Source organism: Shinella sp. HY16 (genome assembly GCF_028534175.1).
Classification (GTDB): Bacteria; Pseudomonadota; Alphaproteobacteria; order Rhizobiales; family Rhizobiaceae; genus Shinella.
Genome location: NZ_JAHYXL010000003.1, coordinates 316,857 through 332,174 on the forward strand (window position 1 = coordinate 316,857; position 15,318 = coordinate 332,174).

A 15,318-nucleotide genomic window follows, 5' to 3' on the forward strand; every position below is an offset into this window, starting at 1 on the left:
GCCATGTCGATGAAATTCGCCAAGATCACCTTCGCCACGCTGGCGATCCTCTTCCTCGTCGCGCCGCTCATCGCCATCCTGCCGCTCGCCTTCACCTCGAGCGTCATCCTCACCTATCCGATCCCGTCCTGGTCGCTGCGCTGGTTCGAGGAACTGTTCACCGCCGATGCCTGGCGGCGGGCGATCATCAACAGCCTGATCATCGGTACGGGCACGACGCTGCTTGCCACGGTGCTCGGCACGGCCGCCTCGCTCGGGCTGCGCAACCGTCTGCTCTTCTTCCGCGGCTCGATGCGCACGTTGTTCCTGCTGCCGATGGTGGTGCCGGCGGTCGTGCTCGGCGTCGGCATGCAGGTGCTGCTCGCGGGCTTCGGCCTGACGAACAGCTATGCCGGCGTCATCATCGCCCATACGGTCGTCGCCGTGCCCTTCGTGGTGGTCAGCGTCACCGGCGCGCTCGCCGGTATCGACGAGCGGGTGGAGCTGGCGGCGCAAAGCCTCGGCGCATCGCCCGCCACCGTCTTCCGGCGCGTGACGCTGCCACTTGCCATGCCCGGCGTGCTCTCCGGCGCGGTGCTCGCCTTCGCGACCTCGCTCGACGAGGTCGTGCTGACGCTCTTCGTCGCCGGCCCCAACCAGCGCACGCTGGCCCGGCAGATGTTCTCCAGCATCCGCGAGAATATCAGCCCGGCCATTGCCGCCGCGGCCTTCCTCTTCATCGCCGCGACGGTCGCGATCGGCCTCATCGTGGTGCTGTCGCGCTCCATGCTGGCGAAACGGCGTTAGGCTGTGCGTTTCAGTGTATTGGCCAGAACCTGGTAGATGCGTGGTTCCAGCATGTGCGCCACATTGAAGCGCATGAAGCCGGCGGCGCTCTGCGACACGCTGAAGACGTTGCCGGGGGCCAGCACGACACCCTCGGCAACGGCTGCCTGTGCGATCTCGCTGGAATCCAGCCCCTCCGGCAGCCGGCACCAGAGGTTGAAGCCGCCGCGCGGCTGGAGCCAGGGCGTGATGCCGAGCCGCGAAAGCCGTTCCGCCACCTCGCGCCGGGCGCGCACCAGCTTGCGGCGCAGCTCCTCCATGTGCTTGCGGTAACCACCGCCGGCAAGCATATGGGCGATGATCTCGCTGGACATCGGGCTCGGCCCGCCGAAGTTGGTGGCGATCTGCAGATCGACCAGCCCCTCGATCCAGTCCGGCCGTGCGGCGATGTAACCGCAACGCGCCGAGGCGGAGAGTGTCTTGGAGAAACTGCCGATGCGGATGACGCGGTCGAGCCCATCGAGCGCGGCAAGCCGGGTGGAGGGCTCCGGCTCGAAATCGGCAAAGATGTCGTCCTCGACGATGATCGTCTCGCTGCCGGCAGCAGCGTTTAGCAGCCGGTGCGCCACCTGTGGCGACAGCGTAGCGCCCGTTGGATTGTGGATCGCCGAATTGGTCACATAGAGGCGCGGCCGCTCTGCCGCGAGCACGGCCTCGAAGGCGGCGATGTCGGGGCCTGACGGCGTATAGGGCACGCCGATGACCGTCACCTGATGGGCCTTCAGCAGTGCCTGGAAATTGAAATAGCAGGGGTCGTCCACCAGCACCGTGTCGCCCGGGCGCAGCAGGAAACGGCCGATCAGGTCGAGCGCCTGCGTGCCCGTGCTCGTCAGCATCAGCTGATCCGGCCCTGCGGCAATGCCTTCCTCCGTCAGCCGGCCGAGCAGCAGCCGGCGCAGAAACGAAGAGCCGCGCGTGCTGCCGTAGTAGGCGATGAGATCGCTGTCGCCGCGCGCAAGGCTGCGGATCGCGCGGCGCAGCGCCTCGTCTGGCATCCAGTCCGCCGGCAGCCAGCCGCAGCCGGGCTTGAGCACCACTGTGTCGGCATCGAGCGATTGCCGCGACACCCAGAACGGATCGACCGCACGCGCCTTCGGTGTCGCCGCTTCCGCCAGCTTCAGTGGGGGCAGAGCGCTCTGCGAGACGTAGAAGCCGGAACCGCGCTGCGCCCGGATCAGCCCTTCCGCCGCCAATCGGTCATAGGCCTCCACGACGGTGGAGGGCGAGACACCCATGCTCGCGGCGAACCGGCGGATGGACGGCAACCGATCACCCGGCGTGAGCGCACGGCTGGCGATGCGGTGGCCGATGGTCGCCATGACCTCCGAAATGCGCGTGTGCGGTGTTGTGTCAGTCATGATTTCTCATTTTTGTACTGGTTCGCATGTGGGTACAGTTTGGAGAAATTGTACTGCACTGTTTCTGTCTTTTCCAGCCTTGCAAGCCTAGGAAGGCAGGACTGTTCCTCTGGAATAAAGCCGCTTCCGCAATGTCAGTCAGGAAGAGGTTTGACGCTCCATGGCAACAGCTCTGCACAGGAAAGGCATGAGATCGATGAGAACATCCATGGAAGGCTGGGGCAGCGGGCTGACCGGCGTCATCATTTTCAGCGGTTCGCTGCCGGCGACCCGCGTGGCGGTGGCGGATTTCTCGCCGCTGTTCCTGACGTCGGCGCGTGCGGTCATCGCGGCTCTTCTTGGTGCGGCGCTGCTCCTTGCCCTGCGCCAGCAGAAGCCGTCGCGCGACACGCTTTTTTCGCTGGCGATCGTCGCGCTCGGCGTCGTCGTCGGTTTTCCGCTACTGACGGCGCTGGCGCTGCAATATGTCACCTCCGCCCATTCCATCGTCTTCGTCGGGCTGCTGCCGTTGGCGACTGCCTTTTTCGGTGTCCTGCGCGGCGGAGAGCGGCCGAAGCCGCTGTTCTGGCTGTTTTCCGGCATCGGCAGCGCCACGGTGGTGGGCTTCGCGCTGAGTTCGGGCGGGGACGTCTCGCTCGTCGGCGACCTGCTGATGGTCGCCGCCATCATCGCCTGTGGTCTGGGCTATGCGGAAGGGGCGAAACTTTCGCGCACGCTCGGCGGCTGGCAGGTCATCTCCTGGGCGCTGATCCTCTCTCTGCCGTTGATGGCGGTGATCGCCCTCTTCTCGCTGCCCGCGACATTCTCCGGCATTGACGGCGCCGCCTGGGCGGGGCTTGCCTATGTCTCGGTCTTCAGCATGCTGATCGGTTTCGTCTTCTGGTATCGGGGCCTTGCGCTTGGCGGCATCGCGGCCGTGGGGCAGCTACAGCTGCTCCAGCCCTTCTTCGGTCTCCTGCTTGCCGCCGGCCTGCTGCATGAGCGTGTGAGCCCGTTGATGCTGGTCACGACGCTCGCCATCGTGCTGTGCGTTGCCGGCGCGCGCAAATTCGCGCGGTAGCGAAAGCTGCCCGGGACCGGCAGCCCGCGGCGTTCGGGGAATGGAGGTGGCGGGCGAAATCTGCTATGGCTCTTGCCAGCGGCTCGTGCCTTCGGCGATAGTGTCGGGCGGAACGGCCTGGGAGAGCTGGATGGCGGCAGATGTTCGGACGTCGAAGGAGATGAACGGTGCCCTGGCGCCGAAGGCGCTGCGCGTCGGCTTCATCCTGTCGAAAAGTTTCACCCTGTCCGCCTTCGCGCTGTTCGTCGATACGCTGCGGCTGGCCAGCGACAGCGAGGATCGCTCGCGCCGCGTCCATTGTGACTGGGACGTTTTGAGCAGCACACGCAACTTCATCACCTCGTCGAGCGGCATCCAGGTCGCCCCGACCGCGCCCTTCGCCGATCCCTCCTGTTTCGACTACATTGCCGTCGTCGGCGGTCTCCTGTCGGTGGAAGAGCCCATAGACAGCTATGCCCAGGCCTATCTGCGCAAGGCGGCCCAGGCCGGCGTCGGGCTGATCGGCCTCTGTACGGGCAGCTTCATCCTGGCCGAGGCGGGCCTCCTCAAGGGGCATACGGCCTGCGTCAGCTGGCTGCACCACCGTGATTTCCGCGGCCGTTTTCCCGATATCGAGGCGACGTCGGAGCAGATCTTCCGTTTTGACGGCAAGGTTGCCACCTGTGCCGGCGGCAGCAGCGTTGCCGATCTTGCCGCAACGCTCGTGCGCCACCACGTCGGTGAGGCGGCCGAGCGCAATGCGCTGGAAATCCTGCAGATCCGCCACCGGCGCGATGCGACCGACGTACAGCCGCGCAACCCGCTCGGCCTTGAAGCCCGCGATCGCCGCGTGCACCTCGCCATCATGATGATGGAACAGCACACCGAGGACCTCCTGTCGATCGACAGCATCGCCACCATGACGGGCGTCTCCCGCCGCCAGCTCGAGCGGCTGTTCGAGGGCGATATGGGGGCTTCGCCGAGCGCGATCTACATGAAGATCCGCATGGCCGCCGCGCTCACCATGGTGATGCGCACCAACAAACCGTTGATCGAGATCGCGCTCGAGACCGGTTTCGAAAGCCTGTCGCACTTCACCCGCCGCTTCCGTGCCGCCTTCGGCGATACGCCCTCGCAGATCCGCCGCGACGGCCGCCGCCAGGCGGGCTGAGGGGCAAAACGCCCGGCCGCCGGGAACCAAGCCGCGCGAAAACCGTTCGGTCTCTATTGCTGACAAGAGACTGTAACGGGAGACCGCAATGGCAAGCACCAACGACGTCCAATCCCAGATTTCTGCCCTGCGCGCAGAGATCGCCCAGCTCCAGAAGGACCTTGGCGAGCGCGGCAGCGAAGCCTATGAGACCATCCGCGACCGCGCCGGGAATGCCGTGGAGGCTGCTCGTCCGGCCGTTCGTTCGGCAACGAGATATGTGCGCAACGAAGGTGCCGCCGTCGCGCAGGCGGCGCGCGAGCATCCCGCCGCACTCTCCACGGTCGTCTTGACCGCAGGCCTTGCCGGTGTCGTCCTCGGCTATCTGCTCGGCTCGCTTGAAAGCGAACCGCCGCGCCGGCAGCGCTGGTTCTGAACCGACAAAAGCCCGGCTTGGCCGGGCTTTTTCATGCTGTGAGGAAACGGGGGCAAGACGCGGGTTTCCCTGGTTTTCCCGTATCCCCGGGCACGCATGTCACCGGTGGCGAAGACCGAAGAGATAACCGATGAAGGCGGCGCCGGCCAGCGCGGCGAGCGGGTTGGCCTGAATGGTCTGGCGCACCTCGTCCCGCAGCGATTCCGCCTTGGCGACCGCCAGCTGGCCGGTTCCTTCGGCGATCAGCCCTGCGGATTCTTTCAGCCGGCTGATTTCCGCCTTCAGGGCCTCGATCTGCTCGTTCACCGTCGCTTCCGCCGCTGCCGCGCGGGCGTCTTCTGAAATGCTGTCGCGCCCCTCAACGACGCCGAGCGTACGCTTTCCGGTGCTCTTTTCGTCAGCCATGGACATGTCTCCTGGATTTGATGGAATGGCGAAAGGGAGAACTTTTGCCGCGCCACTTGGTTCCCGCCGATGATTCAAACTGTGATCTTTCCGGCGCGATCAGGCGATTGACTCTTACGGAATTTGAGAACAAAAAGAGAACATATAGCCTTTCAACCGGGAGCTGCCAAGCCGATGTCCGCCTCCGCCCATGCCGTTGTCGCGGACCTGCGCGACCGCATCCGGCAGTTCGACGGCCGCGCCCAGCGCGACCGGGCGGTGCTGCCCTTCGGTGTGCCCGAAATCGACGAGCGGCTGCCGGGCGGCGGGCTGGCGCTGGCCAGCCTGCACGAGATCTGCGGTGGCGGTGACGATGCCGTCGAGGCCAGCGCCGCCATGCTCTTTGCCGCCGGCATCGCCGCGCGCACCAAGGGGCAGGTGCTCTGGTGCCTGACGCGGCCCGATCTTTTCGCGCCGGCGCTGGCGCAGGCGGGGCTTGCGCCGGGCCGTGTCCTCTATGTGGAGGCGGGTGACGAGAAGAGCCTGCTCCTCTGTTTCGAAGAGGGGCTGCGCCATGGCGGGCTCGGGGCCGTCGTTGCCGAGGTGGCGCGCCTGTCGATGACCGCCTCGCGCCGCCTGCAGCTTGCCGCGGAGGCCGGCGGCACGCTCGGTCTTGCCCTGCGCCGCTTCCGCCACCGCAAGGAGACGGAGGCCCTTGCGCAGCCCTCCGCCGCGGTGACGCGCTGGCGGGTCTATATGCGGCCCTCCGTTTCCCTTCCCGTGCCCGGCATCGGCCGGGCGCAATGGCTGTTGAAACTGGCCCGTTGCCGGGCCGGCGAGGCGGCGGACTTTGATGTGGAGGCCACCGATGCCGAGGGTCGTATCGCTTTTTCTTCCCGGCTGGCCGATCGATCGCCTGCGGCGGGCGCTCGGCACTTCGGCGCCGCCGCCGGATAGCAGGCTCGTGCTTGTCGGCCGTGACGGCGCGCGCCGCATCCTGACGGCGGTGAGCCGGCCGGCCGAGCAGGCGGGCCTGCGCGTCGGCATGCCGCTCACCAAGGCCCATGCGCTGCTGCCCGGGGTCCTCACCATGCCGGCCGACCCCGTGGCCGATGCCGCCGCCTTGGGCCGCCTCGCGCTCTGGGCGCTGCAGCACTATGCACCCATCGTCGCCCCGGACGCGCCCGACGGTCTCGTTATCGATACGACCGGTGCCGATCACCTGCATGGCGGCGAAGCGCACATGCTGACCGGCCTCGTCAATCGTCTTGCCGCCTCCGGCATCTTTGCCCGCGCCGCCATCGCCGACAGCTGGGGCGCGGCCCATGCCGCCGCCCGCTTCCTCGCCGATCCTGTCTGTATCATTCCGCCGGGCAGGGCAGGTGAGGCCGTGTCGCCCTTGCCGGTCACGGGATTGCGGATAGCGCCGGAAACGGTGGCTGGTCTCCACGTGCTCGGCTTCTCTACGATCGGTGAGGTGCTGGCCGTGCCGCGCGCGCCGCTCGTCCTGCGCTTCGGCCCGCTTCTCGGCCGCCGGCTCGACCAGCTCCAGGGCCGGATTTCGGAACCCGTCGATCCGCTGCGCGACCCGGAGCTCGTCACCGTCCGGAAGATTTTCGGCGAGCCGATCGGCGCACCCGAAACCATCGCGCGCTACACGGCCAGCCTCGTGCACGATCTCTGTGCGGCGCTGGAAAAACGCGGTCTCGGTGCCCGCCGGCTCGATCTCCTCTTCCATCGTGTCGACAATTCTCTCCAGGCGATCCGTATCGGCACGGCACGGGCCGTGCGCGACGAAAGACAACTCATCCGTCTCCTGACGGACCGTCTCGAGACGATCGATCCCGGCTTCGGCATCGAGATCATGGACCTGACCGCGACGCTGGCCGAACCGCTCGTCCTGCAGCAGGCCGTCTCCTCCCTGATTGAGGCGGAGGAAGCGGACCTTGCCGGCCTTGTCGACGTGATCGTCAACCGCATCGGTGCCGCGCGCCTCTACCGCATCGCCCCGGTCGAAAGCGACGTGCCGGAACGTTCCTTCCGCCGCATTCCGCCGCTTTCGCCCGAAACCGGGGTGACCTGGCCAAGCCGCTGGCCGCGTCCTGCGCGCCTTCTGGCCCGGCCGGAGCCGGTCGAGGTCATGGCGCTCCTGCCCGACCATCCGCCCGCCTCCTTCACCTGGCGGGGCGTGCGGCGGCTGGTCAAGCGGGCCGATGGGCCGGAGCGCATCTTCGGCGAATGGTGGAAGCGCGATGCGGAACTGGCGGCCGTGCGGGATTATTTCCAGGTGGAAGACGCCGAGGGAGCGCGCTTCTGGCTCTTCCGCTCCGGCAATGAAGAGCAGGCGGCAAGCGGGGCCGGTCGCTGGTTCCTGCACGGGATTTTCGCATGAAACCGCGTTATTCCGAGCTTCAGGTCACATCCCATTTCTCGTTCCTGCGCGGGGCGAGCAGCTGCGCTGACCTGTTCGCGCAGGCAAGCGCCCTTGGCATCGAGGCACTGGCCGTCGTCGACCGCAACAGCCTTGCCGGCGTCGTTCAGGCCTTCAAGGCGTCGCGCGAACTCCCGGCGAATGCCTCGAAGGTGCGGCTGGTGGTCGGCTGCCGGCTCGACCTTGTCGATGGCATGTCGCTGCTCGTCTACCCGACCGACCGCACCGCCTATGGCCGTCTCTGCCGCCTGCTCACCATCGGCAAGAAGAAGGCCGGCAAGGGCAAGTGCCATCTCGACTGGTCCGACGTCGTCGACTGGAACGAGGGCCTTCTTGCCGTGCTGGTGCCCGACGAGGCGGGCGAGACCGCCGCCTTTCATCTGCGCCGCCTGCGCGAGCATTTCAGGGACCGCTGCTACCTCGCCCTCACGCTCCGCCGCCGGCCGAACGACCAACTGCGATTGTTCGACCTCTCCAACCTCGCCGCCCGCCATGGCGTTCCCACCGTCGTCACCAATGACGTGCTCTATCACGAACCCGCCCGGCGCATGCTGCAGGACATCGTCACCTGCATCCGCCACAACGTCGCTATCGACAATGCCGGCTTCCTGCGTGAACGTCATGCCGATCGCTACCTGAAGCCGCCGGAGGAGATGCACCGGCTTTTCAAGCGCTATCCGGAGGCGCTGCGGCGGACGCTGGAGATCGTCGAGCGCTGCCGGTTCTCGCTGGACGAGCTGAAGTACCAGTATCCGGACGAGAAGGAATATTCGCATCTGACGCCGCAGGAGGCGCTTGAGAAATATACCTGGGAGGGGGCGGCCAGACGCTATCCCGGCGGTGTGCCGGAGACGGTGCGCGACAAGCTTCTCTACGAATTGCGGCTCATCGAGAAAATGAAATACGCGCCCTATTTCCTCACCGTGAATTCCATCGTCCACCATGCCCGCAACCTGCCGGTCCCGATCCTCTGCCAGGGTCGGGGATCGGCTGCAAACAGCGCCGTCTGTTTCGTCCTTGGGATCACGGCGATCGACCCGATGGAGAATGGCAGCCTTCTCTTCGAGCGCTTCGTCTCGGAACAGCGCGGCGAGCCGCCCGATATCGACGTGGATTTCGAGCACGAGCGCCGGGAGGAAGTGATCCAGTGGATCTACGATACCTACGGTACGGACCGCTCGGCACTCTGCGCCACCGTCATCCGTTATCGCTCGCGCGCGGCCATGCGGGATGTCGGACGCGCGCTCGGCATGCCGGAGGACGTGTTGAAGGCACTCTCTTCGCAAGTCTGGGGCTGGTCGCACGACTTGCCGCAAGGCCATGCCAATGCGGTCGGGCTCAATGTGGACGACCGCCGTATCCGGCTGCTGTTCGAGCTCGCCCGCCAGTTGCTCAACGCGCCGCGCCACCTCTCGCAGCACCCCGGCGGTTTCGTGCTGACCCGCGACCGGCTGGATGATCTCGTGCCGATCGAGCCGGCGGCGATGGATGCGCGCCAGGTGATCGAGTGGGACAAGGACGACATCGAGTATCTCAACTTCATGAAGGTGGACGTGCTGGCGCTCGGCATGCTCACCTGCATGCGCCGCGCCTTCGACTTCCTGCAAGAGCACAAGGGCGAGAACTATACGCTGGCCACCATCCCCGCGGGTGATGCCGCGACCTACGAGATGATTTCAAAGGCCGACACGATCGGCACTTTTCAGATCGAGAGCCGGGCGCAGATGTCCATGCTGCCGCGCCTCAAGCCGAAGGAATTTTATGACATCGTCATCCAGGTGGCGATCGTGCGGCCGGGGCCGATCCAGGGGGACATGGTGCATCCCTATCTGCGGCGGCGGCAGGGTTTGGAGAAGGTGGAATATCCCAAGGCTGCTTTCGAGAAGGTCCTCAAAAGAACCCTCGGCGTGCCGCTGTTTCAGGAGCAGGCGATGCAGGTGGCGATCGAATGCGCCGGCTTCGAGCCAGGCCGGGCCGATCAACTCCGCCGCGCTATGGCGACCTTCAAGCAAACGGGTGGCGTGGACAAGTTCCGGGACGAATTGACCAATGGCATGGTTGGCAAAGGATACACCCGCGACTTTGCCGAACGAATGTGCCGCCAGCTCGAAGGGTTCGGCTCCTATGGTTTCCCGGAGAGCCATGCCTACAGTTTCGCGATCATCGCCTATGCCTCTGCCTGGATGAAGTGCCATCACCCGGAGATCTTCTGCGCGGCCCTGCTCAATTCCCAGCCGATGGGATTTTACGCCCCGGCGCAGATCGTACGTGATGCGCGCGAGCACGGCGTGGAGGTGCGGCCGGTCTGTGTCAACGCCAGCCGCTGGGATTGCACGCTGGAGCCGGCAGAGGCAGGGCGCCTTGCTGTGCGGCTCGGACTTCGGCTTGTGAAGGGCCTTGATAACAAGGAGATGGCCAGATTTGTTGCGGAAAGAGGTGAGGAGCCGTTTGCCTCTGTCGATGATCTGTGGCGCCGCACCAAGCTGGCATCCGACACGCTGGTGCGGCTCGCCGAGGCGGATGCATTCCGGCCGTCGCTCGCGCTCTCCCGCCGCGAGGCGCTCTGGGCTCTTCGTGGTTTGCGGGACGAGCCGCTGCCGCTGTTTTCCGCGGCGGCCGAGCGGGAGGCCGCGGTCGTGCCGGAATTGACGGAGCCGGTGGTGACGCTGCGGCCCATGGTGGCGGGCGGCGAGGTGGTGGAGGACTACGGCCGCGTCGGCCTGACGCTCCGGGCCCATCCGGTCAGCTTCCTGCGGGAGAGCCTTGCGCGCCGCCGCCTGCTTTCCTGCGCCGATGCGACGCGGCTTCGCAACCGCCAGAAAGTCGAGGCGGCCGGTATCGTGCTCGTCCGCCAGCAGCCGGGCTCGGCCAAGGGCGTCATCTTCGTGACGATGGAGGACGAGACGGGCATTGCCAATCTGGTCGTCTGGCGCAAGGTTTTCCTCGCCTATCGTCCCATCGTGATGGGCGCGCCGATGATCGCCGTCAAAGGGTATATCCAGCGGGAGGGGGAGGTGGTGCACATCGTCGCGCAGCACCTCACCGATCTTTCGGCCGACTTCGCCACCATCGGCCGGCGTGGCGATGCGGCCCAGCCGGAAACCCGCGAGGCAGTGCAGACCATCCGCGTCAAATCCCGCGACTTTCATTAGGAAACTCGCACAAACCGCTGATAAACGGGGCTTTTTGGTGGAAATGGTCGCTCCTCTACATGAAGTCGCGCGGGACCGCCCGTTCGAACGTCTTCTCGAAGATCTGCACCTCCCCCTCATAGGCGCGCACGCTGGCCGAGATCAGCCAGTCCGTCGCCGTGCAGGCGATGGTCGCGGTCGAGAGGGTGCGCACGAACCAGCCGGGGCGTTGCATGTCGCAGGTCCAGACCGCGGTGCCGGTCATCGAGAGCGGATCGTTTTCGGCGATCGACCAGAGTTCGTCGCGCAGCTGGCGGGTGGCAAGGCCCGTGCCGGGGTGCTCGTAGAGGCCGGTGTCCTCGTAGATCGTATATTCTGTGAGACCGTTGGTAAGATCGCGTTCGACGCTGCGGGCGGTCTCGGCGGGGGCGAGTTCGGTATATTTCGGCAGCGGGTCGGAATTGGCCGGTTCGGGGAGTGCGATGAGCCGGTGGGCGCCGAGCTTCGGCAGGGCGAGGCCGAGCGAGGCAAGATCGATCGTCACGCCGGCATTCGTCGGCGGCGGCAGCACCATCGGCCAGTAGGAGGTCGAGAGCGACAGGCGGATGCGATGCCCGGCGCGGAAACGGTAGCCCATGGCGTCGAGCATGAGACGGACATGGACTTTTTTGCCCCTCGGCATCGCCTTCGGTTCGGCGTTGCCGTCGCGGTGGGCGAGGTTGAGCACGCCGAAGGTGACGCGCGTCGCCGTTCCGTCCGGATGCAGATCGACGAGGCGGGCGCAGAGATTGGCGATATCGGCGTCCGTTGCGATGTCGAGTTCCAGCACGGGCTGGCCGAGGAAGTCTTCGGCTTCCGTGAGCGGCGCGGTTTCGATCACCAGCGAGCCGGCGTCATCGAGGCGCTGGTCGAGCGCCATCTCCGCATCCGGCTTCAGCGTAAACCATTCGCCGGCCATGATGCCGGTGTCGAGCGGGGATTTCAGCGCGCGGTCGTGGCCGCTGGCGCCGGCGATCGGCATGCCGGGGGTGAGGGTGCCGTATTGCTCGACGTAGAAGGTCGCCATGTCTGGCGCCTCCCAGCGATCCTTGGCGATCCAGAAGCCGGGGTCGGCCTCGCGGCGGAGCGCCGGGCGGGGGGCGTCCTGGATATAGGCGCGCACCTGCGGTGTTTCCTCCGCCCCGTTCTCTTCGCCGCGCAGCCAGCGGTTCCACCAGGCGATGGCTTCCGCATGGAAATCCATGCGCGGCTTCGGCCAGGCGAAGTGCGGATATTTATGCACCCAAGGGCCGATCAGCGCCTTGGCCTTGTCGCCGAGACCCTCGACGGCCTTCAGCGGCGTGCTGCGATAGCCGTCCGCCCAGCCGGCGATGACGAGGGCTGGCACCGGGAAGCCGGCGAAATCCTCGCAAATGGAGCCGTGCTTCCAGAAGGCGTCGCGGCGCTGGTGCTGCAGCCATTCCTCCAGGAAGAAGGGTTCGTTCTCCAGCCGCTCCAGCCACATCGCCTTCCAGCGTTCGCCGACGATGGCAGGGTCGGGCGAGCGGGACTGATAGGCGAGCATGGTGGCGGCCCAGGAAAGCTGGGCCGAAAGATGCGTGCCGTTCTTGTAGTGGATGTCGTCGTTGTAGCGATCCACGGTGGAGGCGATGGAGATGACGGCCTTCAGCGCCGGCGGCTTCAGGGCGGCGACCTGAAGGCAGTTGAAGCCGCCCCAGGAGATGCCCATCATGCCGACCGATCCGTTCGACCAGGGCTGCGCCGCAATCCACGCGATCAGTTCGCAGGCATTGGCGAGCTCCAGCGGGGTATATTCGCCGTCGATGACGCCGTCGGATTCGCCGGAGCCGCGGATATCGACTCGCACGCCGGCAATGCCGGCGGCGGCGAAGACGGGATAGGTCGATTCATCGCGCGGGCTCGTGCCGTCGCGCTTGCGGTAGGGCAGGAATTCGAAGACGGCGGGTACGGGATCCGCCTCCGCGCCGTCCGGCATCCAGATGCGTGCAGCCAGCCGGGTGCCGTCGGCAAGCGGGATCCACTGGTTTTCGATGACGGTGAAGGGGCGATCGGTCATGGACGGTCCGTTCTGAGGAGGGCGCGGCAAGAAGCATTGCCTCGAGCATGCCCGATTTTCACGCGGGGCGTCGAGCCGGATGCGACCTTTGCCCCCGCCAAATCGTCAAATGTAATAAAACTACAAAACTGAAAGTTTGCGAGATTTTTATGTTGCAAAATTTCAGATTCTCCCTCTAACTGCCCCCACGAAGCCGCGCATAGCAGGACAAACCGGCGCGCTTTCGATTTGGGAGGAGTGAATGGTGAACACGATCTTATGGCGCTCTGCCGCCGCTGCCGCGCTGTCGCTCGGCATGATGGCGGGCATCGGCGCCGCCAATGCAGCCGAACTGGTCTTCTGGTCGATGTGGAACGAGCCCGAGCCGCAGGCCGCCGCTCTGCGCAAGGTCATGGACAACTATACCAAGGCGAACCCGGACACGACCTTCAAGGTTGTCTGGAACGGTCGCCAGAACCAGACCAAGCTGCGCGCGGCACTTCAGGCTGGCACGCAGGTCGACTTTGCCGACCAGGATGGCGACCAGCTGGCTGGCGGCTTGCAGAAGGAAGGGCTTGGCTACGAGATCGCGGCGGACCTTGGCGATACGAGAGCAGCCCTCCTGCCCGGCGTGCTCGATCTCTACGCTACCGGCGGCAAGATCGTTCAGGTTCCCTACATCTACAACACCGTCAACATCTGGTACAACAAGGAGATGATGACCGAGGCCGGCGGTAGCGTTCCGCAGACCCTCGACGAGCTCTTCACCCTGTGCGGCAAGCTGAAGGAAAGCGGCAAGCATGCGCTGGTGACCGAGGGCAATGTCGGCTTCTACCAGGTGCTGTACTTCTCGCATCTCCTGTCGCGCGCCAAGGGCTCGGATGCCATGATCAAGGCCTTCGAGGTCAAGGACGGCTCGGGCTGGTCCGATCCGGCCGTGCTCGAGGCTGCAAAGACGGCCCGCAAGTTCTGGGATGCCGGCTGCATCGCGGAAGATGCGCGCGGTTTCCAGTATCCGGCCGGCCAGCAGACGATCGCACTCGGTGACACGATGGGCGAACTCGTCGGCTCCTGGCTTCCGACGGAGCTGACGGAGACGGCCGGTGCCGATTTCCCCTGGGGCGCCTTCAATTTCCCGGCCGTTGCGGGCGGTGCCGGCAAGGTGACGGATATCGAGGTCGGCCTCGTGTCTGTGATGGTTCTAAAGAATTCGCCGAACGCCAAGGAGGCTGCCGGTTTCGTCAATTATCTCCTCAGTGAGGAGGCGCAGGCGATCCTCGTTGCCGATGGCGGCGTTGGCGTGGTGCGTGATGGCGTCGAATGGCCGCCGGTGCTGGCGGATGCCTATGCCTCGGCGAAGAACGCGACGGCACTTTCCGGCTTTGGCGGCGGTCTCGGCGTCTCCTATCCGGAATTCAACGCGACGGTGCTGACGCCCGAATTCAGCAAGATGTTCCTTGCCCAGTCCACGCCGGAGGATTTCGTCAAGATCCTCGTCGAGCGGACCAAGGCTCATTGGGCAAGCCAGCAATAAGGCCCTTTCAGCAAGCCGGGGCGATGCGCCTGCGCCGCCCCGGCCGGCCTTGTGACGATCAAACATCTTGCCCAATGGAGACGACGCGATGATGAGGCGACGCATGGTGGTGGCGTTTTTGGCGCCCGCCCTCATCCTCTATCTCGGCCTGCTGATCTTTCCGGCGCTGCAGGCCTTCTATCTCAGCCTGTTCAAGACATCAGGCTTCGGCGACACGCCGGTCTGGGTCGGGCTCGGCAATTATACGCGTCTTCTCGCCGATCCGATCTTCTGGCAGGCGCTGCGCAACATGTCGCTGATCATGGTCGTGGGCGGCATTGCCACCTTCGGGCTCGCCTTTGTCTTCACCATGCTCCTGAATTCGGGGCTGTGGGGCAAGAAACTGTTTCGCGCGCTGATCTTCCTGCCGAACATCATCGCGGTCGTCGCGATCACGACCTTCTGGTCCTTCGTCTTCATGCCGCGCTACGGCCTGTTGACCAGCCTCCTGAAGGCGCTCGGCCTCACGGGACTTGCCTCCATCTCCTGGACGGCGCCGGAGAACGTCTTCTTCGCCATGATGGTCGGTCTCGTTTGGATCTCGGCGGGCTTCTACACGATCCTCATCCTCGCCGGTGCGGACAAGGTGCCGATCGACATGTATGAGGCCGCACGGCTCGAGGGTGCGAGCACCTTCCAGATCTTCCGCCTCATCACCCTGCCGATGATCTGGGACGTCATCCTGATCACGCTGGTGCTGTGGTCGATCCATGCCATCAAGATCGTCGAGTTCCCCTACGCCTTCGGTGGCCCGAACATCGACCAGAACCTCTATACGCCCGCGATCTACCTCTACATCATGGGTTTCGGCCAGCGTGAACCGGTCTATGCGCTCGGCTATTCGACCGCCATCGGCGTCGCGCTCTTCTTCCTGACCCTCGTCACGATCGTGCTGCTGCGCGTCGTCTTCAAGCGCGAACGCGTGGAGTATTGAG

The 15,318-nt window shown here is 65.5% G+C and carries 12 protein-coding genes; 9 read left to right on the plus strand and 3 right to left on the minus strand.

The window, feature by feature from the left end; translation table 11 throughout:
- Positions 1-3 precede the first annotated feature (3 nt).
- Entirely contained in the window at positions 4-786 is a 783-nt protein-coding gene (locus K0P03_RS27860; RefSeq protein ID WP_023514355.1) for an ABC transporter permease, read from the plus strand.
- Here K0P03_RS27860 and K0P03_RS27865 read toward each other — a convergent pair.
- Positions 783-2,183, minus strand: a complete 1,401-nt coding sequence (locus tag K0P03_RS27865; RefSeq protein WP_272791284.1) for an aminotransferase-like domain-containing protein — start codon at positions 2,181-2,183, stop codon at positions 783-785. The genes K0P03_RS27860 and K0P03_RS27865 overlap by 4 nt on opposite strands.
- 196 nt (positions 2,184-2,379) lie before the next feature.
- On the opposite strand from K0P03_RS27865, the gene K0P03_RS27870 reads away from it, so the two are divergent.
- The 3 genes from K0P03_RS27870 to K0P03_RS27880 all read left to right on the plus strand — a co-directional run bounded on the left by K0P03_RS27870 (position 2,380) and on the right by K0P03_RS27880 (position 4,808).
- Positions 2,380-3,243, plus strand: a complete 864-nt coding sequence (locus K0P03_RS27870) for a DMT family transporter (RefSeq protein WP_272791285.1) — start codon at positions 2,380-2,382, stop codon at positions 3,241-3,243.
- Positions 3,244-3,373: 130 nt separating this feature from the next.
- The gene (locus K0P03_RS27875; protein WP_023514352.1) at positions 3,374-4,393 is read left to right on the plus strand and encodes a GlxA family transcriptional regulator; all 1,020 of its coding nucleotides are present in this window, start codon (positions 3,374-3,376) and stop codon (positions 4,391-4,393) included.
- 88 nt (positions 4,394-4,481) lie between these two features.
- Positions 4,482-4,808 (plus strand): hypothetical protein, encoded by a 327-nt coding sequence (locus tag K0P03_RS27880; protein WP_050744886.1) that lies wholly within the window; start codon positions 4,482-4,484, stop codon positions 4,806-4,808.
- Between the two features lie 99 nt (positions 4,809-4,907).
- Here K0P03_RS27880 and K0P03_RS27885 read toward each other — a convergent pair whose 3' ends face one another.
- Complete coding sequence (locus K0P03_RS27885) at positions 4,908-5,213, minus strand: hypothetical protein (RefSeq protein WP_023514350.1); 306 nt, start codon at positions 5,211-5,213, stop codon at positions 4,908-4,910.
- 174 nt (positions 5,214-5,387) lie between these two features.
- Between K0P03_RS27885 and K0P03_RS27890 the strand changes: the two genes are divergently transcribed.
- From K0P03_RS27890 to K0P03_RS27900, 3 genes are read left to right on the plus strand one after another with little or no spacing between them, the layout of a single operon-like run.
- The gene (locus tag K0P03_RS27890; RefSeq protein ID WP_050744887.1) at positions 5,388-6,149 is read left to right on the plus strand and encodes an ImuA family protein; all 762 of its coding nucleotides are present in this window, start codon (positions 5,388-5,390) and stop codon (positions 6,147-6,149) included.
- On the plus strand, positions 6,061-7,584 hold the full coding sequence (locus K0P03_RS27895) for a DUF6504 family protein (protein ID WP_272791286.1): 1,524 nt from the start codon (positions 6,061-6,063) through the stop codon (positions 7,582-7,584). The genes K0P03_RS27890 and K0P03_RS27895 overlap by 89 nt, the downstream gene beginning before the upstream one ends.
- Complete coding sequence (locus K0P03_RS27900; RefSeq protein ID WP_272791287.1) at positions 7,581-10,775, plus strand: error-prone DNA polymerase; 3,195 nt, start codon at positions 7,581-7,583, stop codon at positions 10,773-10,775. The genes K0P03_RS27895 and K0P03_RS27900 overlap by 4 nt, the downstream gene beginning before the upstream one ends.
- 55 nt (positions 10,776-10,830) lie before the next feature.
- On the opposite strand, the gene K0P03_RS27905 is transcribed toward K0P03_RS27900, so the two are convergent.
- Entirely contained in the window at positions 10,831-12,831 is a 2,001-nt protein-coding gene (locus K0P03_RS27905) for a CocE/NonD family hydrolase (RefSeq protein ID WP_272791288.1), read from the minus strand.
- Between the two features lie 241 nt (positions 12,832-13,072).
- On the opposite strand from K0P03_RS27905, the gene K0P03_RS27910 reads away from it, so the two are divergent.
- Positions 13,073-14,344, plus strand: a complete 1,272-nt coding sequence (locus tag K0P03_RS27910; protein WP_272791289.1) for an ABC transporter substrate-binding protein — start codon at positions 13,073-13,075, stop codon at positions 14,342-14,344.
- 88 nt (positions 14,345-14,432) lie between these two features.
- Positions 14,433-15,317 carry a carbohydrate ABC transporter permease gene (locus K0P03_RS27915; RefSeq protein ID WP_081870758.1) on the plus strand — a complete coding sequence of 295 codons (885 nt, stop codon included), beginning with the start codon at positions 14,433-14,435 and terminating at the stop codon, positions 15,315-15,317.
- Position 15,318: the final 1 nt, after the last annotated feature.

Bases quoted from the DNA above. Each gene is read 5' to 3' on its own strand.
- K0P03_RS27860 (WP_023514355.1), top strand. From the start codon at position 4: ATGTCGATGAAATTCGCCAAGATCACCTTCGCCACGCTGGCGATCCTC.
- K0P03_RS27865 (WP_272791284.1), bottom strand. From the start codon at position 2,183: ATGACTGACACAACACCGCACACGCGCATTTCGGAGGTCATGGCGACC.
- K0P03_RS27870 (WP_272791285.1), top strand. From the start codon at position 2,380: ATGAGAACATCCATGGAAGGCTGGGGCAGCGGGCTGACCGGCGTCATC.
- K0P03_RS27875 (WP_023514352.1), top strand. From the start codon at position 3,374: ATGGCGGCAGATGTTCGGACGTCGAAGGAGATGAACGGTGCCCTGGCG.
- K0P03_RS27880 (WP_050744886.1), top strand. From the start codon at position 4,482: ATGGCAAGCACCAACGACGTCCAATCCCAGATTTCTGCCCTGCGCGCA.
- K0P03_RS27885 (WP_023514350.1), bottom strand. From the start codon at position 5,213: ATGGCTGACGAAAAGAGCACCGGAAAGCGTACGCTCGGCGTCGTTGAG.
- K0P03_RS27890 (WP_050744887.1), top strand. From the start codon at position 5,388: ATGTCCGCCTCCGCCCATGCCGTTGTCGCGGACCTGCGCGACCGCATC.
- K0P03_RS27895 (WP_272791286.1), top strand. From the start codon at position 6,061: ATGCCGAGGGTCGTATCGCTTTTTCTTCCCGGCTGGCCGATCGATCGC.
- K0P03_RS27900 (WP_272791287.1), top strand. From the start codon at position 7,581: ATGAAACCGCGTTATTCCGAGCTTCAGGTCACATCCCATTTCTCGTTC.
- K0P03_RS27905 (WP_272791288.1), bottom strand. From the start codon at position 12,831: ATGACCGATCGCCCCTTCACCGTCATCGAAAACCAGTGGATCCCGCTT.
- K0P03_RS27910 (WP_272791289.1), top strand. From the start codon at position 13,073: ATGGTGAACACGATCTTATGGCGCTCTGCCGCCGCTGCCGCGCTGTCG.
- K0P03_RS27915 (WP_081870758.1), top strand. From the start codon at position 14,433: ATGATGAGGCGACGCATGGTGGTGGCGTTTTTGGCGCCCGCCCTCATC.